Here is a 26,043-nt window from a genome sequence, read left to right as displayed (position 1 = left end):
CCCGCCAGACCACCGCACAGGACGCTTGGTGGTATGGGGGCATCATAGTGATTCAGCTCACAAAAAACGAACGAATCTTTATAATCGGCTTGCCTTAGTTTTTCTAATATTACGGGGCGGCACGCCCCGTCTGTGGTTCAAAATCAACGTGTTACCATCTGTTGCGCCTGTTTGATCAGCTCATCCGGCTGCTCTTTGCGCGGCGGTATGGTGATCCCCTTCTGGCAGGCAGGCTTCTCGGCCATCCGATCCATCCAGGCTTGCAGATGGGGTAACCCCTCGATGGAGATGCCGCTCCAGTCATAAATCCGCACCCAGGGCCAGGTGGCGATATCGGCAATGCTGTACTCGTCCGCCAGATATTCGTGATGAGCCAGATGGCTATCGAGCACCTCGAACAGGCGGCGCCCCTCCTTCTGGTAGCGTTCGATGGCGGCGGGGATCTTCTCGGGGAAATAGCGATAGAAGACGTTGGCCTGCCCCATCATGGGCCCTACCCCGCCCATCTGGAACATCAACCACTGAATGGCCTGAGAGCGGCGTTTGGGATCGGCCGGCAACAATTTGCCCGCCTTCTCAGCCAGATAGATAAGGATAGCGCCCGACTCGAACACGGCGAAATCGTCGTTATCCCGATCGACGATGGCCGGAATACGGCCGTTGGGGTTGATGGCGAGAAACTCGGGCTTCTTCTGATCCAGTGCCGACAAATCGAGGGGAATGACCCGATAGGGTAATCCCAGCTCTTCCAGTGCAATGGCCACCTTGAAGCCATTGGGGGTTGCGGCGGTATAAAAGTCGATCATCCTTCACTCCTTGCTGATGTAGTCACACTCAAGAGAGAGCATCCTGATGCCCCCTCTTTCACCAAACATGGTTTTACCATAAAGAGTGCGGCGCGCTATCTGTCTGTGATGACAGATAGCGCGCCGCTTGCATAACTTGCCGGGGAAATCAGTTCAAGACGACGGCCGACTTGCGCTGACGCAGCAGGATAAGACGAGAGAGCAGCGGGAAGTAGGATTCCAGCTTGCGCAGCAGCACCCGGCTACATGAGGGATCTGCCAGCTCTGACTCCTCCAGCACGATGCCGTTGGAGACAAAGTAGAAACGGGGGTCGCGCACATCGGGACCGCAGATGGTGAGATCCTTGTCCCCCTTGCGGATCAACAGCGGCAGTACCGGCAATCCGATGGCATCGTCTTCGCCACGGATAAACCCGGCATCCTGCCAGGGGGTATCACCATCGATCAGCAGGATCGCCGCCTCGGCCTTGGCCGGTTGCCACTCGGTCAGTGGCGTCACGCTGATGTGCGCAAAATGGTCACCATACTCGGGTGATGACCGCAAAATGGCCAGCAGACCTTCACTGGCGCCAGACACGTTTTGACTCACTAATGACAAATTCATGGCTCATATCCCTATGCTCATGACAGCCTGTATCCGGCTGCCGGGATAAGACTAGCGCAGATCTGGTCTATATTGGAGCCGTCAGATCTGGCAGTCACAATCAATTGGTCGTAGGGTGATAACAGTTGCCATCGCACAAAATACTGGTACTATACCGCGTCCTTTTGTCCCCCGTTCTTTAACATCCAGTGGTGAACCTATGCATCCGATGCTGAATATCGCCGTGCGCGCTGCGCGCAACGCCGGTCAAGTTGTAGTAAAAGCCTTCTCCCAGCCCGAGAATATTGAGGCTATCCAAAAAGGCAGCAATGACTTCGTGACCAACGTTGACCGTGAAGCTGAAGCGGCCATCATTCACACCATCAAAAAATCTTACCCGGAGCACAGCATTGTTGCTGAAGAGTCTGGTGAGATTGCCGGTACCAATCCGGACTACCAATGGATCATTGACCCGCTGGATGGCACGACCAACCTTGTCAAAGGCATTCCGCACTTTGCCGTCTCCATCGCCCTGCGCGTCAAGGGCAAGACTGAACAAGCCGTTGTTTACGATCCGATCCGTGACGAGCTGTTTACTGCTACCCGTGGTAGCGGTGCCCAGCTGAACGGCTATCGTATCCGTGTCGGCAAAGCCAAAGAGCTGGCTGGCACCGTGCTGGCGACCGGCTTCCCGTTCAAGCAGAAGCATCACATCGAGCCTTACCTGAAGATGTTCCAGAGCATGTTCATCGAATGTGCCGACATCCGCCGCTCCGGCTCTGCCGCACTGGATCTGGCCTACGTGGCTGCCGGTCGTGTCGACGGTTTCTGGGAAATCGGCCTGAAACCCTGGGACACCGCTGCCGGTGAGCTGCTGGCAAAAGAAGCTGGCGCCATCGTCACCGACTTCGTTGGTGGCCACAACTACGAAAACTCCGGCAACATCGTGGTTGCCAACCCGCGCGTCCTGAAAGAGATGCTGGGCAAAATCCGCGAAGAGCTGCCGGAGTCTCTGGCCAAATAAGCCAGCCTTAGAGCAGACAGATAAAAAAACCGGCGCAAGCCGGTTTTTTTGTCTCTGTTATCCGAACACCAAGGCAGACATCTACAGCTGATTTAAAAGAGTTAGCGATGCATCCCCACTTGCCACTCAACATCCACCTCAGTCATTTGCAGACCCCCTCTTGCCCCCGCCTTTGGCTTCCGATAAGAGTTCCCATGTGGTTGCTTGGATAAACTATTTCCAGATTTTCAGATAGTGGCAATCGCCTTGCAGGCATGGACAAGGGGCGGCCAAGTGGATGTAATGCCATTATCCGCTTTGCTCACCTTGAGGCCATGCCATGGACCATATCTCTGCCCTTCCCCCGTTATCCTGGTCGCAGCAACTGCGCAGCCAGATGCAAAGCCGGCCACTCACTGCTCTCGGTCTCTTTATCGCGCTGGCTGCCGTCTTGTTGCTGCTGTTGCAGAGTCTCATCATGCTCGCTACCGGCGAGGTGACCAGCGGCGTGCGCTACGGCCTGATCGGTGGTGCCGCCGGGTTTGCCGCCACCGCCATCGGCGCCCTGCCCGCCCTGTTTCTGCGCTCGGTACCGCAAAAGGTTGAGGACACCATGCTGGGCTTTGCCGCCGGTATGATGCTGGCGGCCAGTGCCTTCTCCCTGCTGCTGCCGGGGCTGGAGGCCGCCGAGGGGATTACCGGCAACGGCTTTAGCGCCGCCGCCGTGGTGGTGGTCGGCATGACCCTCGGGGTGCTGTTGATGCTGGGGCTGGATCAGTTCACCCCGCACGAACATGACAAAACCGGCCCCTGCGGCCCCGGCCACGAGAGCTGCTCCCGGGTCTGGCTGTTCGTCTTTGCCATCGCCCTGCACAACCTGCCGGAGGGGATGGCCATCGGGGTCAGCTTCTCGCAGGGGGATATGTCGGTGGGACTGCCGCTCACCACCGCTATCGCACTGCAGGATATTCCCGAAGGACTGGCGGTGGCACTGGCCATGTGCGCCGCCGGTTTTCGCCCCTCGGTGGCGGTGCTGGTTGCTATCGCCAGTGGCCTGCTCGAACCGGTTGGAGCCCTGCTCGGGGTCGGGCTCTCCAGCGGCCTTGCCATCGCCTACCCCATCGGACTTGGGCTCGCCGCCGGCGCCATGTTGTTTGTGGTCTCGCACGAGGTGATCCCGGAGACCCACCGCAACGGTCACCAGACCTATGCCACCCTCGGTCTGATGGCAGGCTTTGCCCTGATGATGACGCTCGATACCGCGCTCGGCTAAAGGCTCTCTCCTCTCTCATCCATGCTTTTGTCACCTGCGGCGCTCCCATATTGAGCGCCGCACTTCATCTCTCCTTTCGCTTGCGCCTCTCGGCGCCGACGCCATCTTTTGTTATGATCTACAGCAACTTAAATTCAGCCACACGGCTATCAAGACGAGGTCAGCAATGAAAGTAGGTATTATCGGCGCCATGGAGCAAGAAGTAGCCCTGCTGCGCAGCCAGATGAGCAACCCCACCACCCTGCAACTGGGCGGCTGCGAGTTCTATCAAGGGATGCTGGCAGGCAAAGAGGTGATCCTGACCCGCTCCGGTATCGGTAAGGTCGCCGCCAGCGTGGCCACCAGCCTGCTGCTGGAAAAATTCGCCCCCGACTGCGTCATCAATACCGGCTCTGCGGGCGGCTTTGCCCAGGACCTGCACATCGGTGATGTGGTGATCGCCAGCGAGATGCGTTTTCACGATGTCGACGTGACCGCCTTTGGTTACGAGATGGGCCAGATGGCGCAGCAACCCGCCGCCTTCCCCTGCGACAAGAAGCTCATCGCGGTCGCTCAGGATTGCATCGCCGAGCAGGGCAAACACCAGACCAAGGTCGGCCTTATCTGCACCGGCGATCAGTTCATGTGTAAACCGGACGCCATCGCCAAGGCTCGCGCCGACTTCCCGCAGATGCTGGCGGTCGAGATGGAAGGTGCCGCCATCGGTCAGGTGTGCCACATGTTCAACGTGCCCTATCTGGTGGTACGCGCCATGTCCGATATCGCCGGCAAGGAACAGGTTGAATCCTTCGATGCCTTCATCGAAGTGGCCGGCAAGCACTCCGCCGAAGTGATTATCAAGATGCTCGGCAAGCTGTGATAGAGACCGGCTCGCTTGATTTGATGGCCGACGCCCTCCTCTCGACGACGGCGGCCATTCTGGTAGGTGCTGCCCTGCTGGAGGCGGTGATCCCGTGGCCATCCCATCTACGTCTTTCGGCCGTCACGCCCCTGCTGACCCGGCTGGGGCACAAGGTACACAGACCCGATGGTTCACCCGGCCAGCAAATGCAGGCCGGCCTGCTGGCAATGCTGGTAGTCTGGCTCCCCTGCGCCGCCGGGCTCTGGTCGCTGCGCAATCTGGCCTTGAGCGAGCCGATCTTCGACCTGCTGTTCCTGCTGCTGATGCTCGAATCCCGTCCACTGCGCGAACTCGCCCATGCCACCCGCTCGCTCGCCACCCAGGAGACCCTGCCGCTGGCAAGATTGCAGTCTGCCCCCTGGCTCAAACGGGAGACCGGTAAACTCTCGGCCATGGGGCTCGCCAAAGCGGTGACGGAGAGCTGCGCCCTGCGTCTGGTCGGCCAATGGGCTGGCCCGCTGCTGGGATATGCTCTGGCCGGCGTACAGGGCGCCCTGCTCTGGCGGCTGGTGCAGCTGATGAATCAGAGCTGGAGTCGCAAAGATCCCGCCTTCGACCACTTTGGTCGCGCCGCCAGCGCTCTCTATCAGGGGCTCTATGCCTCCGTCATTTTGCTGCTGGGGCTGCCACTGCTGGCAAGCCGTCTCAAACAGGCCGCACAGCTGCTGCGAAGTGGCGCGCTCTGGCCCTATCCCGCCATGGGGATGCTGCTCACTCTGCTGGTAGACAAGTGCCGGATCCGCCTTGGTGGCCCTCGCTACTATCAGGGAACCTTGCAACGCTGGCCAGTACTTGGCAGCAGTGGTGACCCCGGTGGAGAGTCACCACGCAAGGTCCTCAATATTCTGCAAGCAATAGGCTGGGGCTGGTTGATGCTGGCGCTGCTTGTCACTGTTGCGGGGTTATTTCATGGTTAGATGGTTGCGCTTGCCGATCTGGCTGCCCTGCGCGCTGCTGGCCTGGTTGCCCGGCGTACTGTTTGCCGCGACTCCGAGCCGGGTGGTGAGCGTGGTACCCCATCTTACCGAACTGCTTTACGACATCGGTGCCGGTGACAAACTGGTGGCCGTTGATGATGCCTCAGACTATCCCGCCGAAGTGAAAACCAAGCCCAAGGTGGCCAATTATCGCAGCATCAATGTCGAGGCCCTGCTGGCACAAAAGCCGGACTTGATCCTCGGCTGGCGCTCGGCCCAGTCACGAATGCTGGCACCGCTGGAACAACTGGGAATCCCGATTTTCTACTCAGAGCCCACCGATTTTGCCTCGCTGGCCACCGAGATGCGGGCCCTGGGCAAATTGCTGGGTGTGGAAAAGAGTGCCAACGAGGCCGCCGATCGCTATCTGGCGCGCCTGCATGAGCTGCAACAGCGTTATGGACAATCAACCGGCGTCAAGGTGTTCTACCAGCTCTGGTACCCACCGCTCACCAGCGTCAGTGGCAATGCCTGGCCGGCTCAGGCCATCGAACTCTGCGGCGGGGTCAACGTCATGGTAAATGCCAAGACCCCCTACCCTCAAGTGGACATGGAACAGGTGATCAAAGCGAACCCCACGCTGATCCTGGCGGGGAGTCAAGATCCTGACGCCCTGAATCACTGGCAAAAGTGGCCCAATCTCGATGCGGTGCAGCACCAGCGACTCGATTTGATCAACTCGGATGAACTACACCGCTTCACCCCGAGAGCCCTCAATGGGGTTGAAGAGGTTTGCCAGGCTATTCAGCTAAGCACGCAGAGCTCCAGCACATCTTGATAAAGCTCTACTAATGCGAGCCAATCCGAGGTGGTCTGGGTGCGCCCAAATCTTTGAAACTGTTTTTGTGAATGGATCACACTCTTTGCCAAAAAAGCTGGTACTTTATTTGCTAGCATATGATTCATCTACTGTTTTTATGACGAGATGCCCACAATGTTCAACGATAAAACGCTACTGATCACAGGTGGCACCGGCTCGTTTGGCCAACGATTGGTCAAGACAGTACTGGAACGTTATAAGCCGAAACGGCTCATCATCTATTCTCGTGACGAACTGAAACAGTTCGAGATGCAACAGGAGTTTAACGACCCCTGCATGCGCTATTTTATCGGTGATGTCCGAGACGCCAACCGGCTTACCATGGCAATGCGTGGCGTCGATTACGTGGTTCATGCAGCAGCACTGAAACAGGTTCCAGCCGCTGAATACAACCCCATGGAGTGTATTAAAACCAATATCCATGGTGCAGAGAACGTGATCCAGGCCGCTTTGCTCAATCAAGTCAAAAAAGTTATTGCCCTCTCCACTGACAAAGCTGCCAATCCAATCAATCTCTACGGTGCCACCAAACTGGCATCAGACAAGCTCTTCGTGGCAGCAAACAACATCGCGGGGCAGGATCCCACCCGTTTTGCAGTGGTTCGTTACGGTAACGTGGTGGGTTCTCGCGGCTCTGTCGTCCCCTTCTTCCAGAAGCTGATTGACCAGGGTGCAGATGCGTTGCCCATCACCCATGAGGAGATGACGCGTTTCTGGATCACCTTGCAGCAAGGGGTGGATTTCGTGCTGGACAATTTTGGCCGCATGAAAGGAGGAGAGATTTTTGTTCCAAAATTGCCATCGGTCCGTATTACCGAGCTCGCCAGCGCCATGGCCCCTCACCTGCCACACAAGATCATCGGTATTCGTCCGGGAGAGAAGCTCCATGAAGTGATGTGTCCTGCCGATGACTCTTATCACACCTTCGAGTTTGATGACTTCTTCGTGATTGGCCCAACCATCAACTTCAATAATCGCAACAACGATTTCTCCAAAACAGCGGCGGGCGAAAAAGGAAAAATGGTAGAACAGGGCTTCGAATATAACTCTCGCAGCAACCCTCACTTTTTTACCATTGAACAGCTTTTGAAAATGAACCAAAAGGGGAGTGCTGAATGATCCCTTATGGCCGCCAATCCATCAGCCAGGCAGATATCGATGCTGTTGTGGATGTTCTCAAGTCCGACTTTCTGACCCAGGGGCCCGTTGTCCCCCGCTTTGAGCAAGCAGTAGCTGATTACTGTGGCGCTAAATTCGGGGTTGCGGTCAATTCAGGTACAGCAGCACTGCATATCGCCTGTCTGGCACTTGGCGTTGGCCCCGGCGACTGGGTCTGGACATCCCCCATCAGCTTTGTTGCATCCGCCAACTGTGCTCTCTACTGCGGTGCACAAGTCGACTTCGTCGATATTGAGCCAGATACCGGCAACATGTGCGCCTTGGAGCTGGAAAAGAAACTAATTGTTGCTAAAGCGGCGGGTAAGTTGCCCAAAGTCGTTATCCCGGTGCACTTTACCGGCCTCCCCTGCGACATGCAGGAGATCCGCCGCCTGGGACAAGAGTATGGCTTTCGGATCATCGAAGATGCCTGCCACGCCTTGGGAGCTCGCTATCACGATGAACCAACCGGTAATGGTCGCTACAGCGATATAACCGTTTTCAGCTTCCACCCGGTGAAGATCATCACCACCGGTGAAGGGGGGATGGCCATGACCAACGACCCTGTGCTCGCCAAGACGATGCGCATGCTCCGCAGCCACGGCATCACCCGCGAACCGGAAGACTTCATCAATGAACCGGATGGCCCCTGGTACTATGAGCAGCAGATGCTCGGCTTCAACTACCGCATGACCGACATTCAGGCTGCACTGGGGGTGAGCCAGATGGTACGCTTGGAGGAATTTCTGACCAAGCGCCGCACCATTGCCGCACGTTATCAGGCCAAACTGCCTAGCCTGGGGCTTGAGATCCTAGCCAACCGAGAGGGGCGTCTCTCGGCATGGCATCTGTTTGTAATAAAGATACCCGCAGATGATCGAAAGGTTTTTTTTGAACAACTGCGTTCTGCAGGACTCGGAGTTAATGTGCACTACATGCCAATCTATTCTCAACCATTTCACCATATGGTAATCAAAAAACACCCAACATCCGAAATATTTTATCAACAAAGTATATCAATCCCTATCTATCCCGATTTGACCAAGCAACAGGAGAAGGTCATATACCATTTGAAAAATATCAAATCCAAATAAGTCGAATACCATCAAAAATATGAAAACTATATGTTGATTTCGAATTTTATAATAGGGTTAGTTATTTTAAATTCACGACGAAGCATATGATATATCTCATCGATTGACTTGGATGACAACGAAGCTATTAATACTTTTTGACTTGGATTATTTTTTAGCACATCAATATTTTCAACTTTATGACCTCTAAAAAATATATTTTTTTCTACAGACTGCCCATGAATTACACCATTCACATTAAACAATTTATTGTTCAAAAATGAGCCAAATAAGGCATCGGCAGTTTCACCCGTGCCATACACATATATATCCCCCCCCATCTGTTTCTCGTTGCTATCGTAATCAACAATGCTGAACAACTCGCCATACAGCCTGAGGAAATCAATAATCCCAATCGAATTATGGCCTATATAATCAATAGCAAGGGATGTACATTCATCACAAATGGTCATCTCTCTCTTTCGTTCTTGGATGTCGTTGAAATCCATCTTAAATAAATCACCAACGAGTCCCCTATCGCCACATGTTTTTTCCATCCCGCAACACATAAGTACATTGCAGCTTTCATCGATCGAAAGTCGTTCGAATTGTGGGCAAATATAATCGGTAGGTCTTTGTCGCTGCATCTTCCCCAGATGTTCTGTGAAAACTTCCGTCGAAATCACCTCAATTTGGTTAGGTTTCATAGCCTTTGTCAGAAAGTGGCGAAACATGTTGTAACCATTTAAATATGCAAGTGACGGAACGAAATTTATGCAAACTTCCTTTGCAAAATTTGCTGCCAAGCTTATTTCATGCAGATTAAACTTGTATATATGATAAGCAAGATTTATGGGGCCTGTATAGCGACTAGAACGAAGAGATAAAACCATATCAGAGATATTGTTTTTGATCCTGTCAAATTTGAAACCATGAATCCTATCGTATGAGTCCTGACTAAAGCCAGGCATTGAAAAGGTTATATTTTTTAGACGAGATATCTGTTCCTCATTAAATGATATACATATAGATGCATTAGTACTGAGGCTATAAAATAGCTCATTGCGATTTAAAATATCTATTATCATTTTTAGATCTTTGTGTAAGAATGGCTCCCCCCAGCTATATAGAATAACTTCACAGTCAGGAGCAATTATTTTTTTGCTCAGCATATGAGTGATGGCCCCAGAAAAGGTATCAATATCGATAAACTTTCCCTGCTTACGATGTTCAGAGCCAGATATTGAATCTTTACCACTCACACAATATCGACAGTGTGCATTACAAACCCCAGAAATGTCGAAATAAATTCTTTTATACATATAGCTCCTGTATTTTATATCTGATGTTGTAGTGTCGCTGATTATTTGAGTCGCTTCAAAAATCCACTTGGAGCTACAGTTATAAGCAGCTTATGGGCAATATTCTCGTCGATACAAAAATCAGAGCAGTTTTTCATAAACTCGAAAACAGCTGTTTTAGGATTATTACCTTTCCCCCACGGTCGGTCTGGAAACAGACTATCTGGCATATCTTCAATGATGGTATCAAATACAACACAGTAACTACCGACGCTGACCAATGATGCATACGCGTTTAACTCGGCAAGAACATGGTCATGCGTATGGTTGCTATCTAGACAAACGAGTACTCTGTTATATTTCCGTGCAAGCTCTCTGACTTCAGAAATCACCTTTTCATCCGTACTTGATCCTTGAATCATGTGAATCCTTGATGACATTGGATGTTTTTCAATCGCTTCTCGATTATGACTCCGAATATCAATATCAATTCCAATGACTTTCCGTTCTGATCGTTTAGCATCAAATTTTTCATCACGTTCAATGGCTTCGCACAAATCTAGTTGTGCCAGCATCGAAGCACTAAATATAAGTGATCCACCATGAGCAATGCCGGTCTCAATAATAAGATCTGGACGTATTTCCCAAATCAACTCCTGCATTGCCCATGCGTCATTCGGAAACTGTATAGCAGGCCTTCCCATCCATCGAAAGTTATATGACCATTTATGGGGGGCTATCTCCCTAATCCAGATCCTTGATAAAGCTTGTAGATCCATATCTGACGCGAGAGAGCGAATATTTGTCTCAACTTCTTCTTTGAATAGATCATTATGATTCATCAGCAAACTCCTGCCAAGGTATAGTTCCAGAATGGATAAATTTTTTCCCATGAGCCCCACAATTTGCAATCAGATCAAGAGCTGACACGTAAGGAGTAAAGTTTCCGAATAATTGGGGGTATGCTGCTTTCTGATAGTTCATATATTCAACAGAAATACCAGATGTTAAAAATTGCTCATGGTTTAAGTAATTTTTAGCACCGTGCCCAGTGACATATATATTTCCACCAAGTCTTTTAACAATTCCAAGTAATCTGTCAGTGCTATTGCCGGACACATTTAATTGGCTAGATTCATAAAAAATAGTGGATGGAACGAGTTCAAAGTACTCGGCCAATGCGATAGTCGAACGTCTTGATAGGTCATTTAATGTATTACAGGGTAAAGAGAAAACTCCATCTACAATATCCATAACATCTTGGCAATAGGGAGCAAATGAAAATGCCTCCTTGAGAAGGATTTTGTGTTGTCTTTGCCAATCTATTGAGTTGTCAATTTCTATTTCATTTATTTTTTCTTTCTGATGATGTTTTTTTAGAGGAACAGTCATCCAGACAATGCCTCTTGACGTTTTAATTTGTACACGGTTGAAAAAACCACGAGAAAACTGAACATCATCATAGTGTACAAAAATATCAGCTAGACGGATTTGCTCAAGCAATCCAACCCATGGGAAGTACATGGATTGTGATATGACAACTCGTTTGTTATCGACCATTACCGTATCCAATATATTTTCTCACTTTTCAAAAAGTCTTCGAAGGCATCTGCTAATTTTTTACTCCTGAGAGACTGGCTGTTCCATGAATGCGCGGGGTATGTGTTTAAGTTGTCTTTAGACTTGTATAAATAACTAACGCCATCCAGAAGTACTGACTCACACAAAACAAGAAATATATATAGCTTCTGCGCAAAAGAGAGCCGCTCTAATTGCTGTATATCATGCATATTGACTACAGAGCCAACCACTTGAGCCACGAGCTCGCCACCATCCGTACTTCCATCAACAAAGTGAGCTGTTGCGCCAACAAATCGGACCTTTTTTTCAAAGGCCCGCTGCAGAGAGTTAAATCCAGGAAACGCAGGCAACAAAGAAGGATGTATATTTATGCACGGTTTAAATGAATATATCGACGAGCTGATCAGCCTGGTAAAAAAAAGACAAACCCAGTCGACATTATTTTCAAAAAATAACCACTGGCTGGCTTTACATGAAAAGCCAACATTATCATTATCAATTATTCTAGTGTAAGAGACACCTAACTCGTCACAGGCTCTTTCTATCCCACATTCACGATCCGTAACCACATATGCAGATACTTCATAGCCACACGACTTTAGCAAGTTAATGCCTGTCGCGAATACAGAACCACCGCTTGAAGCAATAATACCAAGCCGCATCATACTGAACTTATCGCCGAATTATATTTCATATCACAATCCTTATCTTTATTATCCACATCCCGATATAAATAAATAGTGTATTCGAATAAAGGATAAGAATGATCAATTCTAACTTTCGATGATAACTCACTCATACACCAGGCGAGCAATTCCGCCGGGTTTCGGTAATACAAATTATCAACTTGAAAGTTAACATGGGTTGTCATGACATTGAAGGCAATCCCAACACGACACAAGCTAAACATTTTTTTTATTAGTTCATGAGCATAGCGATCCATTAGTTTATGACTGACATTCAGTTTTTGCGTCAAAATACCATTGCAAACGACATAATCATATTGCCCAGAACACGAATCATTCAATATATCAATACACCTCCATTCATCGTTAGGATGGAGGCTCTTTGCTGAATTAATCATGGGCAAACTGATATCGATTCCAGTGTATTTTACGGGCATTTTTTTTTGTCTGATCAACTCAAGCAAACTTCCATATCCGCAGCCGACATCCAAGATTGAGCTGGCGGTTGAAACACTAGTCACATCTATGACATTCAGCATTTTCTCAAGGCGCAATAAATGACCTATTTTATTATCACCCCAATCAACACCTTTGGAGTTTCGGCCATGCTTAATGAATGTATTTGAATAGTGTTCACATAACAACTGACTAATTTTTTGATTATTCATCTCTCTAATTACTCTTCAGCACGGAACGAATGATTTTGATGATTTTCTCTAGAGATTCATCGCTCATATCATGATAGCTTGGAAGATTTAGCGCACTTTTAGATATAAATTTCGCGAGAGCATTACAGTTATTTTGCATGAACATGGGCAGAGATGACAATGGATGAAAAAATACTCGCGCATCTATATTTTCAGTGCTGAATTTAAATTTCAGCTGTTCAACTGCCTCCGAACCTGATTTTTCAATCAGAATAGTTGGCATCCAGGCACCGTTAATCGTACCGCTCGGTTCTGGATTCATTTTGACTCCATCGACACACAATAATTCACGCCGATAGCAATCTAAAATATATCTCTTCCGCGAAACTAACTCTTCGATTCGTTCCATCTGGCCACAGCCAATCGCAGCCTGAATGTTCGACATCTTGTATTTATAACCCACAACGTCAGGCCAGAACTGACGAGTCTGTCCACGAGCCCGGCCGTGGTTGCTGAGCGTTAACACACGTTCATAGAGGTCAGCATCGTTGGTAACAAACATGCCGCCCTCCCCAGTAGTCAGGGTTTTGGTTCCATGGAATGAGAAAGCACCAAAACAACCCATGGAGCCAGCTCGCCGTCCGTGATACACAGAGCCAATCGCCTCAGCGGCATCTTCAATCACCGGAATGCCATATCTCTCACCAATAGCCAACAACTGATCCATATGGCAGAGATTACCATACAGATGTACTGCTAGGATGGCCTTGGTGCGTGGCGTAATTGCCGCCTCAACCAATTCAGGATCAAGGCACCAAGAGTCCGGCAAGATATCGACAAAAACAGGCGTCGCCCCCAGATGGACGACGGGTGCAACACTGGCAATCCAGTTGCTATCAGCCAATATTACTTCATCGCCAGCACCTATTCCTAACGCAGCCATCCCCATATGCAAGGCGCCGGTACAACTTGACGTGGCAATCGCATATTTCACCCCCAAATAGTCACGAAAAAGCAGTTCAAAGCGGTCAATATATTCGTAACAGCGCTCACCCCATCCGTTAGTCGCCGCATCTGTGGCGTAGCCAATTTCTAGCTCGGTGATAGATGGTTTGGTATATAAGATACGCTCACTCATAGGAACTCCAGATGAGGAACCGCAACGACAAAACGAGTTCCTGCTGCCCTCAGGTGCGCCAATTGATGGCTGATTTCATCAGCCAAATTCCAAGGTAAAATCAGGACAAAATCTGGTGGATTAGCCATCAGTACTTCTGGCGACAAGATTGGAATATGGCTGCCAGGCATAAATCGCCCCTGTTTCGAGCCGGCTGCATCGCAAACATAGGGCAGCAGATCTGGACGAATACCGGCATAGTTCAACAATGTATTGCCTTTAGCAGCAGCACCATAGGCTGCCACCGTCTTCCCCGCTTGATACTGTGTTAATAAGAAAGAAAGTAGTGAATTTTTTACTCTGTCCACATGCGCTTGAAATTCCAGATAGAGGTTCAACTGATGTAATCCAGCTACAGCCTCCTGATACAAACAATCTGCGACAGCCAGAGTATCCGGTCGTTGTTCATCGGCATGACAGGCAAATACCCGTAAACTTCCACCATGGGTCGCTAATGACTCGACATGAAACACTCTCAGGCCAACCGAAGCCAACATCCGCTGCACCGTCTGCAGCGACAGATACGAAAAATGCTCGTGATAAACCGTATCAAACTGAACCTGCAGCAGTAATTGCAGCAGATGAGGAAACTCCAGCGTCAGCGTTCCACCAGGATTAAGCAGATACTTCAAGCCACGACAAAAATCATTGATATCCGGCACATGAGCTAGAACATTATTACCGATCAGTAGATCCGCCCCTTGTCCTTTTCCTCTCATTTGTTGAGCTAACTCGGAACCAAAAAACTCCCGGATAATCGGAATATCCAGCGATTCAGCCGCAGCGGCAGTACCAGCGGTAGGTTCCACTCCTAGGCAAGGAATCTCTGCGGCGACAAAGTTCTTCAGCAAATACCCATCGTTGGCTGCAATCTCAACCACATGACTCTTGGACGTAAGAGACAATTCGTCAATCATACGCGCACAATAACGGGCTGCATGAGCTAACCAGCTGGTCGATGTACTTGAAAAATATGCATAATCTGCACAAAAAAGCTGATCTGCCGAAGCAAAATCCTCCGTTTGTACCAGCCAGCACCGGTCACACACGCACAAGCGTAATGGGTAGGTTACTTCTGGTCGGGAGAGATCGCTGGCAGACAGATAGGCATTCGATGGCGGAGCAAAGCCCAGATCGAGAAAACGATGGACCAGCAGGGTACCGCAGTGTCGGCATCTCATCGAACTATCACTCCCTGAAAACTGTCGTTTAATGCAGAATGCTGGCGATCTCGTGCGGAGATTTCTGTTATCGGCATCGGCCATGAAATCTGAAGATACGGATCCAACGGATCGAGTCCTCCTTCTGCTGCTGCAACATAGGCTGCCGAATGACAATAAAGCATTTCGACATCATCACTCAGAGCCTGAAAACCGTGCGCAAATCCTTCTGGAATCAGCAAAGAACGATGGTTATCACCCGAAAGCTCCTCCGCATGCCACATCAGAAAAGTCGGTGAACCAGCCCGAATGTCGACAATTACGTCCCAAACCCGACCTCGAGTACAAGTCACCAACTTTTTCTCGGCATGCGGTGGATATTGGAAGTGAAGACCACGGACAGTGCCGCAACGGGACGTACATGTCAGATTGACCTGTGCCACGCATGCCCCCCACCCCAGCACAAACAACTCTTCGACACAGAAGAGTCTGCTCAAAGCACCGCGTGAGTCACCATGCACTTCACGCTGCAACAATCTGGCACCAAGCGGCTCTGACAATAGGGTAAAACGATTCATGGCTGAGCCTCGTAGGCTTTAATTTGTTGCTCACACAAGTCTCGGGCCCTCCCCCCCTGATACCAGTCGCGATACCAAGACATGGTCTTCTCAACGGCCTGTGGCAATGACCACCGAGGTGAAATGTTCAGAGTATGTCGCGCCTTGGCTGTCTCCAGCGCCAGCCAACTGGTCTCATGAGGGCCTGGTTCACCCACCAAACGCCAAGCCTTATGACTGAGCCCATAACTTAAAGCCGCCAAATCCACCACCTGCGCCACACTCGCAGCATCCCGGCTATCTGGACCAAAGTTATAAGCCCCCGCCAACCGAGGCTCTTGATACAGACGTTGTGCCAACACCATATAGGCAGCAACAGGCTCCAAGACATGCTGCCACGGCCGAACAGCCTCAGGGCGCCGAATGGATAAAGTCTGACCGCCTTGCCAGGCCCGTATTGCGTCAGGAATCAAACGATCGACGGACCAGTCCCCTCCACCGATAACATTGCCTGCTCGCGCGGTTGCAATCGCAACGCCTCGTGCTGCCAGAAAAGCATCACGATAACTGGTAATAACCAGTTCGCAGGCCGCCTTACTCGCACTATAGGGATCATGTCCTCCCAATAGGTCGGTCTCGCGATACGGCCAGATGGACTCCTGGTTGTAATAGACTTTATCCGTGGTCACCATGACAACGCTCTTAACCGAATCCAACGTACGGAGCGCTTCTAATAGATAAACAGACCCCATCAAATTGGTTTCAAATGTCCGCGCAGGCTCACGATACCCCTCGCGCACTAATGACTGCGCCGCCAGATGGAATACCACTTCAGGTTGCGATTCCTGAACCAGTGGCACGAAATGTTCCGGTGCACAGACATCACAAATATGGTGTCGACATATCTTCGCAACCTCTGCAGCCTCGAACAGATTTGGCGTTGAATGGGGCAGCAAGCTAATTCCCGTCACATCCGCCCCGAGGCGATGCAACCATATAGTCAGCCAACTCCCCTTAAACCCTGTATGCCCGGTAACGAGCACTCTCTTTCCTGACCAAAAGGATGCATCGAGACCTCGTCTCATTCCCAAACCCTCCAGGGAGCCTTGTGACTGGCCCATAGCTCCTCCAGTTGATTTTTCTCGCGCAACGTATCCATCGGCTGCCAAAAACCTTGATGCTCAAATGACATCAACTGCGACATATCGGCCAACTCAACCAAAGGTTCTCCTTCCCAGCTACAGTGGTCGCTATCCAACAACTTGAACACGTCAGGAGAAAGCACAAAAAAACCGCCATTAATCAGGCCCCCATCACCGCGCGGTTTTTCAGAAAAACCTGTCACCAAATTTCCGTCTCGAGTCAAAGCCCCATAACGACCTGGCGGTGAAACAGCGGTAACAGTCGCCAGCTTGCCGTGGCTATGGTGAAACTCTATCAGTTTTCCAATATCAATATTGCTGAGACCATCACCATAGGTAAAGCAAAAAGCCGATTCACCTTTCACATACTCTTCGACACGCCGCAATCGTCCACCTGTAAGCGTATCTTCACCGGTGTCGACTAATGTCACTCGCCAGGGTTCTACATGGTTATGATGGACCTCCATTCGATTATTCGGCATATCAAACGTGACATCAGACATATGTAAAAAATAATTTGCGAAGTATTCTTTTATCACATAGCCTTTATAACCAAGGCATATTATAAAATCATTAACACCATAGTGAGAATATATTTTCATAATATGCCAAAGGATCGGTTTACCACCAATTTCAATCATGGGTTTAGGTCGAAGATGAGACTCTTCGCTGATCCGGGTGCCTAAACCACCCGCTAGAATAATTGCTTTCATTATTTTCACCGATCATCGTTAATCATCAGGCTATGTATACCTCGGTATTGCTGCAAGGCATGGATGATTTCATATTCTAGATATTGCTTTATTCGCGGGTCTCCATCATATAAATTAGCTAATGAATCTAACTGGTAAATGATGAAATCATAATTACTCAAATATATATCTTTTTGACCAGTAACTCGCTCATCCGAGGTTTCCGACGTTGCAGAAAAAAAGCGGGCATAATATTTATGCCCTTCAACAAATTTAATATTTCCATACCAAAGCAAGTGACAAATCATTACGAAATCCGCACCAAGCTTCATTCTGAAATCAAAGTTTTGCAAAAGTTCTCGTCTAAATAAAGCCTGACACATAGCACACAGAGTTATGTTTTTTGTCGCTTGAAGAAAACGAGCAATTCGTCTTTTTGAAAACGTATGGATAGCCTTTTCCATTCGACCATAATCGATGCCATCCAGGATCTTATGTGGTATACCAAATGCCATTGACAGTGATTCATCATGATCGAGGGTTTCTTTCATCGCAGACAGGTAACCATCCGAAATATAGTCATGCCCCCCAAGCCACATAAAATATTGTGAGTCAGAAATATCATATAACTGTTTGAAGTTTTCAAATGCACCTACATTTTTCTCTTGCCTAGTCAGGATAAATCGTTTATCGCGAGCACAGATATCATTGATAATGTTCCATGTATTGTCGGTTGAACAATTATCAGACACGTGAAAGCAAACATTGTCTTCATCTTGCCTAATTAAAGAAAGTAGAGTCTGCTCTATATATTTTTCTTCGTTGAAAACAGGAACACCAACATAGCATTTGAATTTTGGCATCTTTCAACCACCATTTAACTTTAATAAGATTTAAATCTGTGCAAATGGAAAACAAACTCATCTACGTTGGTAGATGTAAAAGTCCGAGAACGAACCAGTTAAATGGTCTCCTGTATATGGATATATATTATTTATTTTATTAGTCTGCAACCAATTCGGGAAATGCCCGGAAATATATTTTTCAATGTTTCGATGCTTAATATGCTTCGGGGATGACTCGTTATCATCCGTATTGCTAGAATATATAACAACATATTTATCTGCTACACTAAAAAGCTGTTTCATGTAATTAAAGAACACAACATCCTCAACTAAATGAAATATTACATCAAGCGATATAGCCAAATCTGCCCGATGTTCTTTCAGCTCATCAGAGATTAAAAAACTTTTTCTTACATCATTTATGAATTTTTGCTTACAGATGTTTATAGCTGACGGACTGACGTCAACACCTATATAGAAATTATAATCTGCATACGACAATTGATTCCCATCGCCACACCCAAGTTCGATAACGCTATCAATATTGTTAACCTTTACGAATTCGTTCAATACTGCAGATTTGAACTCGGCAAATTTTTCATATGAACCCGCGCCAGAATTTCCACCAGTTGCATATCTTTTTTCCCAATATAGTTTTGAATTAAACTCCTCCATATCACCCCCGATTAAACTCACTAACAACGTCATCATAAAATGACTCTAGAATTTCGGTCTGCCTGACGATGTCAAAGTTATTCTTTACAAAAGCATACCCTTTTTTCCCCATGGCATGGGCTAGCTCATCATCCATCAGAAGCCGATATAAATATTCTGCTAACGATTTATCATCTCTTTCATCAAACGCATATCCGGTCTCCCCATGAATCAGTCCCTCCCCCTTCCCCCCTCTGGATGATGTGATGACAGGCACCCCTAAACTCTGAGCCTCCAACAAAACCAACCCGAATGCCTCCGATTCCCCATTACCGATAGTGATACTGGGCAAGCATAAAACCTTTGACTCTGATATTTCTCTCATCACATTAGCACTAGGTAGCACGCCTAAAAAAGAAACATTTAGATTGTATATTTTGGCAAATTCTTCCAATCCATTACGCAGAGGACCATCACCGATGATTCGCAGATGCACACCATCAATCCTTTTTTGCAAGATGCGCATGGCCCTTAACAAAAAAATACAGCCTTTATTTTCTGTCAGTCTACCAACAAATATAACTTCCTTGTTGTGCTGTTTGAACTTAAGATTAAATTTTTCAGCATACGAAACATCCACCCCTATCGGGATATGGGTCACTTTGGATGGAGATATACCAAACTCTATGGCTCTCTGATGGATAGCCTTTGAGACGGCAATAAACCTTACTTTGGGGTCTGTGGACATTTTCACCAGTTCTTCGGGATAAGTAATCATGCTCCGACCACCGAGCCCATTCTGCCACCAATCATGATTTCTATTAATATCATAACCATGTAGTGTTACAACCAACGGAACATCCATTTCCTTAGCTAATGGATAAACGCGCAGTGCATCGACAGCAAAATGCGCATGAATTAGCTTATAACCGGCATTCTTAAATGAATTAGCCTTTGACAACAGGGACGAACGAACAAATTCATTTACAGCCCGGTTCATTGATAAATTTTTATAATGCTCCTCGTTTTTCAGCAACGTATCAACCTCCAGCCCCTGAAGCGACAAGCCGTTATCTAATCTGACCTCTCCCAAGATGGCTGCATGCCAACGTTTCAAATGACAAACCTGAGCCAAGACAAATGTTTCAGAATATGGCAGAAGATGAGTTCTAAAAACCAGAAGCTTGTTCATTATCAATTAACCACCATAATTAAAATTCCGCCGCAATGGCTTAATCATGCAAGGGCATAAAAGTGACAATAAAATTCATCAAAAAGCAACAACAGGTATATTTTCTGCATATACCTTTATATCACCACTCATGCTTTCATGATGTTTATCAGTCATAGTTACCACGCAATCTAAACTTTCCCATAATACTGGAGCGAGATCTTTCACGGAAAATACACTCCAACCATAAAAATACTCTCCATGCTTATTTTTATCAATCAGTCTTTGAATTGATAAATACGAAGCATAGTTTTTGATAAAAAAGCGTGTGTAATCATTGCATCCCATTAACGCAATATTCTTTTTGTTGTGCCAGCGACACCACAAAACCAACCGTATACAGCGCCAATGTAGATGCAGCTGTTTTATTTTCCAGTTTCCGATCAAAATTGGGTAAAACAGCATAGCCAGCCATTCATAGCGATTAAATGCTTGAACATTAGCTGTCATTTTTTTAGGTAACAAGATATGGGCCGCATACCCGGCCTGAGCTTGCCATGAAAAATAGTGTTGGTTCTCACGTAGAAAGGCCAACGAGTATGCGTAGTCAAGAGAACGGGACACCATGCCAGTCGCTGCGTCAGCGACATGACGCAGCGTCAACACCTGATCGATAAACAAGAAGCGATCCGTTTCTGCGCCAAGCCGCAATGCAAAATCCCAGTCCTGATGCCCTCGCAACTTGTCATTGAAACGTACCCTCTGCGCGAGTTCACGCTTGACGATGAGACAGCTCGATTGAATACCCCCGACACGATTAGTACAGAACGAGTATTCAGCAACGCTCTCATCGGTGCGGCGGGCCTCCCGAGGAAAGGGTGCACTACGCTCACCATGGCTCACGTTCTGATACGGATGATGAATCACCTGCCAATGTGGCTCAATCGCTAATATCTGGTCGATGCGCTCCAGTTTCTCCGGTAACCACTCATCATCCGAATCCAAAAAACATAGATACTCGCCTCGAGCAACCTCGATGCCACGATTACGCGCATAAGCGCCATTTCGGTTAGGCTGGTAGCAGATCAGCGAAAAGCGAGAATCAGATAAAGTGGTCACTAAAGCTTGTATTCGCTCACCAAACTCGGGAGTTGAACCATCATCGATTATGATGACCTCAAAGTTTCCGAATGTTTGCCGAGAAAGTGAATCCAGCGCCCGCTGTAACGGCTCATCCCGGTTATAGACCGGAATAATAATACTAAACCGCACAAATGCTGCGCTCATCCCGACCTCACACCTTTTCCGCGATAACGATCATGAAACAGCCATCGCTGCCAGGAACAATCTCTGGATTCTGGAGGTTTTGCTGCTTGCTGACTTGCTGGAGGCGGAAACCACAGCGCGTCAGCATCGACTCCAATTCGGCATAGGTATAGTGCTTCACGTGATAGGGAAATTGTGCGGCACTAAAAGGCATGACACTCTCGTTCGGCGTCGACATCACTAGCTTGCCCCCAGCACGTAGCCATTCATGAAACTGACCCAGTAGGGCTTCATCAAACGTCACATGCTCAATGGTTTCAAAACAGACAACCGCGTCAAAGGAAGCTGAATCCAGCTGCAGAGTTCTAGCATCGGCACACAGATGAGTAATCTTCGGAGAACTATAGTGTTTTCGCGCATAAGCAAGCGCTTCGGGTTCAATATCGACGGAGGTGACCTGACAATTAAGCTGGTTAGCCAGCAGTTGGCTGCCGTAGCCGATCCCGCATGCCAAATCGAGCACTCGTTGTGGCATAGCTGCGCGTAGGCACTCTGCCGCGAACCGATAACGATTCAGGTGGTCCTGGCGGATATTACGCAAATCCGGTGCCACTTGTCGCTCACCACGCACCATCGACTGCCGAGCCGAAGCCTGTAATAGGTGGGTATCATCAGTCACGATGTTGATGTCAACCAACCCCTGGCGGGCAAGCAAAAAAGCCAGTCGTTTACTATTATAACCAGACTTGTTGCAGCCCGAATAATGCGTCGAATAGCCCGGTAGCATGGGATTACCATCGTGCTGGGGGCCAAAGAGCCCGGCGAAGCTCTGACGAGCGACTGAGGTCACATCGCGTAAAGTCCCTTCATCCCACTCAGCCTGTAGCCATTGGCCCACGACGTAATCCAGATCGGGGACCGTAACCTGTAAGTGACCATTAACTGCAAGTTTATCGACTAGACGTGTTAACAGTGTATCTGCTTCCATACTGGTCAAAAATTGCAAATCCAGTACTTGGATCAACTCAAACTCGCTATCCAACTGATGTGCAATTTCAGGGATCGGACAACTCACCTCGGACTGTCCCTCGACCCGCAGAGTGACCTGCCCACAGGTTGCACGGGTTACCACCAGCGTTCTCATTTTATACATCCTTTAACTGTCCGATATTGAATAAACATCGTTATATTTCAATTCCAAACTGCTGCATGTAAGGCCCGATTTTTCGTACTAAATCGCTCCCATCAACCCGGAACTGGTTTTGAACCATTTGCAGCATCACCTCTTGCTCATCGGGACACTCGCTTAACAATGAACGACCGTAAAAGTGCACAGGAATTCCAACCAGACGAGCCTCAAACAGAGTGCTGGAGTTGATACCGCAAATAAACTTGCTCGATAGCGCCAGCGTCATGAAATCGCCACTAACAATTTCACGGCCATGAAAATCATATGTGTCTCCCAGAGGATCCAACGGGTGGGGCTTAAAGAGCAGTCGTTCGTTTCCGTAATCGCGGATTACATCGTCAATAAACTGCTGCATTTTGTCTCCATAGTTGGAATAGAGACGCACATTGGTGTCAGTAGCAATCTGTAAAGGCACAAGAACAGCATCCCCAGGAACCCATAGGCGCCCGCCCAGAAGCCGTTCCCTCACTCTCACCAACTCCTGCTCAGCGTCATCTTTCTGGCATGGCATTAGCCCCATGCATCGCCCCAGGTTGACGCCTTGTCTATCGAGATAAACATGCTCCCTTTGCGGGAAAAAACCCAGTTCGGCATAGAGATATTGCTTCCCCATATCCTGAAGATACTGTTTTACGCTGTCATAGTAGGCCGGTGTACCATTCCAGATGATGGCGCCAAGTAGGCGTGAAGGGGGAATAGCCATAATCGCATGCGCATCATAAGAGCGGACTACTCTGCACAAAATCTGCCGCTGATGTAGCCAAATCATAAGACTAGCCAACTGCTGAACATGGTGATCCAACATGCAGACAAGTAACAACACCGGCCAAGTCTCTGTATCGGCCAACGAATCGGCCAAAGGATCAAGTAAGGGTGGCAGGATCTCTTCCGGCTCAAGAGCCACCAGCCTATGACAGTCATGTCGCCGCAATTTGGCCATCACCTCCTGCTCATAGTCATAGGGAGAAGAACCAATGATGATGCTCAGATCATGCTGGCTCGCCTGCGTCATATCGATCACCGGAAGACCGAACTTTTCCGAACAATCGCTCGTCATGGTATCGATCAGGGCAACAGGCAGTGGACGCTGCATCTCTTGTAACCGTTGCAGGATCAGTTGACTGTAATTTCCCATACCAGCCAACAGGTACCCTGATGAAGGCAGCTCAGCAATAGATAATGAGCAGACCCCTTGCCGACCGACGATCTCAAATCTCATGGCAACCCCCAACCATAGCTATCTCTGATCCTGGGGGGATGTTTTTAACGACCATGTCCATCTTCCCTTCATTACGCAGACATCGGTGGAAGCCAGCAAATATCGAACTCTGCGTGATAGCGCTTATAAATATCTAGGCGGGCTCGGTTCTTTTGACACAGTTGATGCCAGCGCTCGGCCAATACACCATACTCATCTGGCAGCGCACTATGCTTGAGTACCGCAATATGGTTCAGCCAATTGGCCAAGCGATATAGCTGCGAATCCGACAAGTTAGTCGGTTGATCCACCAGCCATTCATGAGCCTCCATATCTTGCTCAGTAGCTGAAACACCTAGCGAATCCAGATACTTGCTGACAATACGCCGGTAAAGCTCTCGTTGTCTGACTTTGCGCAATATGGACGATTGGGCGCCATGAATACGATACAGCACCAACACCTCACGCAAGTTGGCGAAACGAACTTCGGGCTTGCTGATAGCCATTCTGGTCCACAACTCGGTATCTTCAACATCCGTAAATTCGGGGTCATATCGAAAACGCTTGTAAACATCAGCACGCACCAGAATCGCGTTGTGTCCAACTCCATTACTAAATAGCAGAATCGCATTTTTGATAAAGTTATCATAAGGTCGGTAATGCCATACCTCATCACGGGCACCGAACAGTTTGAGCCAACACCCCACCAGATCTATATGCGGATGTTCGTGTAAAAACGCCATCTGTTTCTCTATCCGCTCTGGTAACGAAATATCATCCCCATCCATCCTGGCTATAAATTCTCCCCGAGCTAGCAATAGCGCTTCGTTCAGACAATTGGCTATTCCCTGCTGCCGCCGGTGATAATGAAGGATGCGACTGTCCTTTGCTGCCATCCTGCCAATGACGGTTCCAGTTTCATCAGTTGATCCGTCATCAAATATTATTATTTCCAGATTCTTATAGGTCTGCCTCAATATGCTATCTAGCGCATCTTCGATATAGTTAGCACAGTTATGAACAGACATAATGACCGAAACCAAGGGTTTACTTGGTATTTTCTCAATATTTTTACCAAAAATATTTAATGCATTACTCACCGCATCATCCATATCGAAATAGCGATACTCGGCAAGGCGGCCCAAAGCAAGCAGTTGTGGGAACCGTGCCAATTCATCGCGGCAAGCCTGATAGTTCTGTTTGGCTGCGTCGGTAAACAACGGGTAGTAAGGCTCCAGCCCCTGCTCTGGCTGATAGTCACAGGGATATTCGTACACTATGCTGGTACCGGGATGCACCTGCCCACTGAAATGCTTGAACTCGGTGATCCGGGTAAAGGCTTCTTCATTCGGATAATTGACGGTGGTGACAGGTTGAAATTGCTCTTGCGCCAGATGGCGATGTTCAAAACGCAGTGAGCGGTATGGCAAGCAATCCCCTTCCGCCGGCATCAACTGATCCAGCATACCGGTATAGATCAGTGGACCATCGAATAGTGCACCATCCAACCACACCAACTTCTGCAGCCAATCCAGCCTGACGTGCTCTGCCATTGGGGTCGACAGTCGCACGTCAATCAGCGGATGCGCGAGCATGCGCTCAAACATGGCGGTATAGCCTGCGGCCGGCACTGCCTGCCAGGGGTCGGTGAAGTAGCGATCATCCCGGCTGACCACCACAGGTACCCGCGCCGTCACCTCGGGGGAGATCTGCTCGGGGGGGATTCCCCACTGTTTGCTGGTGTAGTTGACGAAGGCTTTCTGATAGATGAAATCCGCCAGTTCACCCAGCAGGGGATGCTGCTCTTTGCGCAGCTCCAGAATCGGCACTCTGGCGCCATCCCCGAACCGGGTACGCAGGGCCTCAATCATGGCGCCGGCCTTGTCTGCGGGGAAACAGCACTCGATGCTGGTCAGGTTGAACGGGATAGGCACCAGTTGCCCGTCGATACGTGACAGCACACGATGCTCGTAAGGCAACCATTCGGTAAACTGCGACAGGTAATCCCACACTTCCTTGCTGTCGGTATGGAAGAGGTGCGGCCCATAGCGATGGATCAGCACACCATGCTTATCATACTCGTCGAAACAGTTGCCCCCGATGTGGTCGCGCTGTTCCAGCACCAGCACCTTCCAGCCAAGCTGGCTGGCCATTCGTTCAGCCATGACGGCGCCCGAAAGCCC

At 48.9% G+C, this 26,043-nt stretch carries 26 protein-coding genes and 2 pseudogenes; 7 read left to right on the top strand and 21 right to left on the bottom strand.

What is annotated here, in order from left to right; translation table 11 throughout:
• Positions 1-143: 143 nt before the first annotated feature.
• The gene (locus tag I6L35_RS14430) at positions 144-806 is read right to left on the bottom strand and encodes a glutathione S-transferase family protein (RefSeq protein ID WP_005333923.1); all 663 of its coding nucleotides are present in this window, start codon (positions 804-806) and stop codon (positions 144-146) included.
• Positions 807-954: 148 nt separating this feature from the next.
• Complete coding sequence (locus I6L35_RS14425; RefSeq protein ID WP_042030005.1) at positions 955-1,410, bottom strand: hypothetical protein; 456 nt, start codon at positions 1,408-1,410, stop codon at positions 955-957.
• Positions 1,411-1,609: 199 nt separating this feature from the next.
• Here I6L35_RS14425 and suhB point away from each other — a divergent pair, with 199 nt between their 5' ends.
• From suhB to pseC, 7 genes are all read left to right on the top strand, one after another.
• Positions 1,610-2,413 carry an inositol-1-monophosphatase gene (gene suhB / locus I6L35_RS14420; RefSeq protein WP_021230872.1) on the top strand — a complete coding sequence of 268 codons (804 nt, stop codon included), beginning with the start codon at positions 1,610-1,612 and terminating at the stop codon, positions 2,411-2,413.
• A gap of 319 nt (positions 2,414-2,732) precedes the next feature.
• Positions 2,733-3,665 (top strand): ZIP family metal transporter, encoded by a 933-nt coding sequence (locus I6L35_RS14415; protein ID WP_216978544.1) that lies wholly within the window; start codon positions 2,733-2,735, stop codon positions 3,663-3,665.
• 166 nt (positions 3,666-3,831) lie between these two features.
• Positions 3,832-4,524, top strand: a complete 693-nt coding sequence (gene mtnN, locus I6L35_RS14410; RefSeq protein ID WP_216978543.1) for a 5'-methylthioadenosine/S-adenosylhomocysteine nucleosidase — start codon at positions 3,832-3,834, stop codon at positions 4,522-4,524.
• On the top strand, positions 4,521-5,483 hold the full coding sequence (locus I6L35_RS14405) for a cobalamin biosynthesis protein (RefSeq protein WP_216978542.1): 963 nt from the start codon (positions 4,521-4,523) through the stop codon (positions 5,481-5,483). The genes mtnN and I6L35_RS14405 overlap by 4 nt, the downstream gene beginning before the upstream one ends.
• Positions 5,476-6,321 (top strand): cobalamin-binding protein, encoded by an 846-nt coding sequence (locus I6L35_RS14400; RefSeq protein ID WP_216978541.1) that lies wholly within the window; start codon positions 5,476-5,478, stop codon positions 6,319-6,321. Before I6L35_RS14405 ends, I6L35_RS14400 begins: the two co-directional genes overlap by 8 nt.
• A 156-nt stretch (positions 6,322-6,477) precedes the next feature.
• The gene (gene pseB / locus I6L35_RS14395) at positions 6,478-7,482 is read left to right on the top strand and encodes a UDP-N-acetylglucosamine 4,6-dehydratase (inverting) (RefSeq protein ID WP_005346596.1); all 1,005 of its coding nucleotides are present in this window, start codon (positions 6,478-6,480) and stop codon (positions 7,480-7,482) included.
• The gene (gene pseC, locus I6L35_RS14390; RefSeq protein ID WP_216978540.1) at positions 7,479-8,615 is read left to right on the top strand and encodes a UDP-4-amino-4,6-dideoxy-N-acetyl-beta-L-altrosamine transaminase; all 1,137 of its coding nucleotides are present in this window, start codon (positions 7,479-7,481) and stop codon (positions 8,613-8,615) included. The genes pseB and pseC overlap by 4 nt, the downstream gene beginning before the upstream one ends.
• A gap of 26 nt (positions 8,616-8,641) precedes the next feature.
• Here pseC and I6L35_RS14385 read toward each other — a convergent pair whose 3' ends face one another.
• From I6L35_RS14385 to glf, 19 genes and pseudogenes are all read right to left on the bottom strand, one after another.
• Positions 8,642-9,916, bottom strand: a complete 1,275-nt coding sequence (locus I6L35_RS14385; RefSeq protein ID WP_216978539.1) for a radical SAM protein — start codon at positions 9,914-9,916, stop codon at positions 8,642-8,644.
• Positions 9,917-9,957: 41 nt separating this feature from the next.
• Positions 9,958-10,737, bottom strand: a complete 780-nt coding sequence (locus I6L35_RS14380; RefSeq protein ID WP_144715584.1) for a cephalosporin hydroxylase family protein — start codon at positions 10,735-10,737, stop codon at positions 9,958-9,960.
• Positions 10,727-11,455 (bottom strand): WbqC family protein, encoded by a 729-nt coding sequence (locus tag I6L35_RS14375; RefSeq protein ID WP_216978538.1) that lies wholly within the window; start codon positions 11,453-11,455, stop codon positions 10,727-10,729. The genes I6L35_RS14380 and I6L35_RS14375 overlap by 11 nt, the downstream gene beginning before the upstream one ends.
• Positions 11,455-12,141 carry a formyltransferase family protein gene (locus I6L35_RS14370; RefSeq protein ID WP_216978537.1) on the bottom strand — a complete coding sequence of 229 codons (687 nt, stop codon included), beginning with the start codon at positions 12,139-12,141 and terminating at the stop codon, positions 11,455-11,457. The genes I6L35_RS14375 and I6L35_RS14370 overlap by 1 nt, the downstream gene beginning before the upstream one ends.
• A complete protein-coding gene (locus I6L35_RS14365; protein ID WP_216978536.1) occupies positions 12,138-12,830 on the bottom strand; it encodes a trans-aconitate 2-methyltransferase in 693 nt (230 codons plus the stop codon). The genes I6L35_RS14370 and I6L35_RS14365 overlap by 4 nt, the downstream gene beginning before the upstream one ends.
• Before the next feature lie 4 nt (positions 12,831-12,834).
• On the bottom strand, positions 12,835-13,947 hold the full coding sequence (locus tag I6L35_RS14360) for a DegT/DnrJ/EryC1/StrS aminotransferase family protein (RefSeq protein WP_144715576.1): 1,113 nt from the start codon (positions 13,945-13,947) through the stop codon (positions 12,835-12,837).
• Entirely contained in the window at positions 13,944-14,903 is a 960-nt protein-coding gene (locus tag I6L35_RS14355; RefSeq protein ID WP_235690430.1) for a class I SAM-dependent methyltransferase, read from the bottom strand. Before I6L35_RS14355 ends, I6L35_RS14360 begins: the two co-directional genes overlap by 4 nt.
• Positions 14,904-15,035: 132 nt before the next feature.
• Positions 15,036-15,167, bottom strand: a pseudogene (locus I6L35_RS21145) (SAM-dependent methyltransferase); the annotation flags it as partial.
• Positions 15,164-15,724: a dTDP-4-dehydrorhamnose 3,5-epimerase family protein gene (locus I6L35_RS14350; RefSeq protein WP_216978535.1), complete on the bottom strand. Its 561-nt coding sequence runs from the start codon at positions 15,722-15,724 to the stop codon at positions 15,164-15,166. The pseudogene I6L35_RS21145 and the gene I6L35_RS14350, both read right to left, overlap by 4 nt.
• On the bottom strand, positions 15,721-16,824 hold the full coding sequence (gene rfbG / locus I6L35_RS14345) for a CDP-glucose 4,6-dehydratase (protein ID WP_216978534.1): 1,104 nt from the start codon (positions 16,822-16,824) through the stop codon (positions 15,721-15,723). Before rfbG ends, I6L35_RS14350 begins: the two co-directional genes overlap by 4 nt.
• A complete protein-coding gene (gene rfbF, locus I6L35_RS14340; protein WP_216978533.1) occupies positions 16,785-17,558 on the bottom strand; it encodes a glucose-1-phosphate cytidylyltransferase in 774 nt (257 codons plus the stop codon). The genes rfbG and rfbF overlap by 40 nt, the downstream gene beginning before the upstream one ends.
• Positions 17,559-17,563: 5 nt before the next feature.
• Positions 17,564-18,400 carry a glycosyltransferase family 2 protein gene (locus I6L35_RS14335; RefSeq protein WP_216978532.1) on the bottom strand — a complete coding sequence of 279 codons (837 nt, stop codon included), beginning with the start codon at positions 18,398-18,400 and terminating at the stop codon, positions 17,564-17,566.
• Positions 18,401-18,457: 57 nt separating this feature from the next.
• Entirely contained in the window at positions 18,458-19,093 is a 636-nt protein-coding gene (locus I6L35_RS14330; RefSeq protein WP_216978531.1) for a bifunctional 2-polyprenyl-6-hydroxyphenol methylase/3-demethylubiquinol 3-O-methyltransferase UbiG, read from the bottom strand.
• Positions 19,059-20,228: a glycosyltransferase gene (locus I6L35_RS14325; RefSeq protein WP_005346631.1), complete on the bottom strand. Its 1,170-nt coding sequence runs from the start codon at positions 20,226-20,228 to the stop codon at positions 19,059-19,061. Before I6L35_RS14325 ends, I6L35_RS14330 begins: the two co-directional genes overlap by 35 nt.
• A gap of 78 nt (positions 20,229-20,306) precedes the next feature.
• The gene (locus I6L35_RS14320; RefSeq protein WP_216978530.1) at positions 20,307-21,494 is read right to left on the bottom strand and encodes a glycosyltransferase family A protein; all 1,188 of its coding nucleotides are present in this window, start codon (positions 21,492-21,494) and stop codon (positions 20,307-20,309) included.
• Between the two features lie 7 nt (positions 21,495-21,501).
• Positions 21,502-22,617 (bottom strand): bifunctional 2-polyprenyl-6-hydroxyphenol methylase/3-demethylubiquinol 3-O-methyltransferase UbiG, encoded by a 1,116-nt coding sequence (locus I6L35_RS14315; protein WP_005346638.1) that lies wholly within the window; start codon positions 22,615-22,617, stop codon positions 21,502-21,504.
• A gap of 40 nt (positions 22,618-22,657) precedes the next feature.
• Positions 22,658-23,881, bottom strand: a complete 1,224-nt coding sequence (locus tag I6L35_RS14310; protein WP_216978529.1) for a hypothetical protein — start codon at positions 23,879-23,881, stop codon at positions 22,658-22,660.
• Between the two features lie 71 nt (positions 23,882-23,952).
• On the bottom strand, positions 23,953-24,888 hold the full coding sequence (locus tag I6L35_RS21315) for a glycosyltransferase family 2 protein (protein ID WP_367949403.1): 936 nt from the start codon (positions 24,886-24,888) through the stop codon (positions 23,953-23,955).
• A 57-nt stretch (positions 24,889-24,945) separates the two neighbouring features.
• Positions 24,946-26,025: pseudogene (glf, locus tag I6L35_RS21310) on the bottom strand (UDP-galactopyranose mutase); the annotation flags it as partial.
• Positions 26,026-26,043: the final 18 nt, after the last annotated feature.

Origin of the sequence: Aeromonas sp. FDAARGOS 1405 (genome assembly GCF_019048265.1) — a bacterium.
Classification (GTDB): domain Bacteria; phylum Pseudomonadota; class Gammaproteobacteria; order Enterobacterales; family Aeromonadaceae; genus Aeromonas; species Aeromonas veronii_A.
Note: the sequence above shows the minus strand (reverse complement) of the source record. Positions and strands in the feature narration are given on the sequence as shown.

Excerpts from the sequence above, each read along its gene's own strand:
- I6L35_RS14380 (WP_144715584.1), bottom strand. The coding sequence starts at position 10,737 with ATGAATCATAATGATCTATTCAAAGAAGAAGTTGAGACAAATATTCGC.
- I6L35_RS21315 (WP_367949403.1), bottom strand. The coding sequence starts at position 24,888 with ATGTCTGTTCATAACTGTGCTAACTATATCGAAGATGCGCTAGATAGC.
- I6L35_RS14320 (WP_216978530.1), bottom strand. The coding sequence starts at position 21,494 with ATGAGCGCAGCATTTGTGCGGTTTAGTATTATTATTCCGGTCTATAAC.
- I6L35_RS14335 (WP_216978532.1), bottom strand. The coding sequence starts at position 18,400 with ATGCCAAAATTCAAATGCTATGTTGGTGTTCCTGTTTTCAACGAAGAA.
- I6L35_RS14310 (WP_216978529.1), bottom strand. The coding sequence starts at position 23,881 with ATGAGATTTGAGATCGTCGGTCGGCAAGGGGTCTGCTCATTATCTATT.
- I6L35_RS14400 (WP_216978541.1), top strand. The coding sequence starts at position 5,476 with ATGGTTAGATGGTTGCGCTTGCCGATCTGGCTGCCCTGCGCGCTGCTG.
- suhB (WP_021230872.1), top strand. The coding sequence starts at position 1,610 with ATGCATCCGATGCTGAATATCGCCGTGCGCGCTGCGCGCAACGCCGGT.
- I6L35_RS14365 (WP_216978536.1), bottom strand. The coding sequence starts at position 12,830 with ATGAATAATCAAAAAATTAGTCAGTTGTTATGTGAACACTATTCAAAT.
- I6L35_RS14330 (WP_216978531.1), bottom strand. The coding sequence starts at position 19,093 with ATGATGACGTTGTTAGTGAGTTTAATCGGGGGTGATATGGAGGAGTTT.
- I6L35_RS14425 (WP_042030005.1), bottom strand. The coding sequence starts at position 1,410 with ATGAATTTGTCATTAGTGAGTCAAAACGTGTCTGGCGCCAGTGAAGGT.
- I6L35_RS14415 (WP_216978544.1), top strand. The coding sequence starts at position 2,733 with ATGGACCATATCTCTGCCCTTCCCCCGTTATCCTGGTCGCAGCAACTG.
- mtnN (WP_216978543.1), top strand. The coding sequence starts at position 3,832 with ATGAAAGTAGGTATTATCGGCGCCATGGAGCAAGAAGTAGCCCTGCTG.
- I6L35_RS14350 (WP_216978535.1), bottom strand. The coding sequence starts at position 15,724 with ATGAATCGTTTTACCCTATTGTCAGAGCCGCTTGGTGCCAGATTGTTG.
- I6L35_RS14430 (WP_005333923.1), bottom strand. The coding sequence starts at position 806 with ATGATCGACTTTTATACCGCCGCAACCCCCAATGGCTTCAAGGTGGCC.
- I6L35_RS14315 (WP_005346638.1), bottom strand. The coding sequence starts at position 22,617 with ATGAGAACGCTGGTGGTAACCCGTGCAACCTGTGGGCAGGTCACTCTG.
- pseB (WP_005346596.1), top strand. The coding sequence starts at position 6,478 with ATGTTCAACGATAAAACGCTACTGATCACAGGTGGCACCGGCTCGTTT.
- I6L35_RS14375 (WP_216978538.1), bottom strand. The coding sequence starts at position 11,455 with ATGGTCGATAACAAACGAGTTGTCATATCACAATCCATGTACTTCCCA.
- rfbG (WP_216978534.1), bottom strand. The coding sequence starts at position 16,824 with ATGGGCCAGTCACAAGGCTCCCTGGAGGGTTTGGGAATGAGACGAGGT.
- I6L35_RS14355 (WP_235690430.1), bottom strand. The coding sequence starts at position 14,903 with ATGATTGACGAATTGTCTCTTACGTCCAAGAGTCATGTGGTTGAGATT.
- I6L35_RS14360 (WP_144715576.1), bottom strand. The coding sequence starts at position 13,947 with ATGAGTGAGCGTATCTTATATACCAAACCATCTATCACCGAGCTAGAA.
- I6L35_RS14325 (WP_005346631.1), bottom strand. The coding sequence starts at position 20,228 with ATGAACAAGCTTCTGGTTTTTAGAACTCATCTTCTGCCATATTCTGAA.
- I6L35_RS14385 (WP_216978539.1), bottom strand. The coding sequence starts at position 9,916 with ATGTATAAAAGAATTTATTTCGACATTTCTGGGGTTTGTAATGCACAC.
- I6L35_RS14370 (WP_216978537.1), bottom strand. The coding sequence starts at position 12,141 with ATGATGCGGCTTGGTATTATTGCTTCAAGCGGTGGTTCTGTATTCGCG.
- pseC (WP_216978540.1), top strand. The coding sequence starts at position 7,479 with ATGATCCCTTATGGCCGCCAATCCATCAGCCAGGCAGATATCGATGCT.
- rfbF (WP_216978533.1), bottom strand. The coding sequence starts at position 17,558 with ATGAAAGCAATTATTCTAGCGGGTGGTTTAGGCACCCGGATCAGCGAA.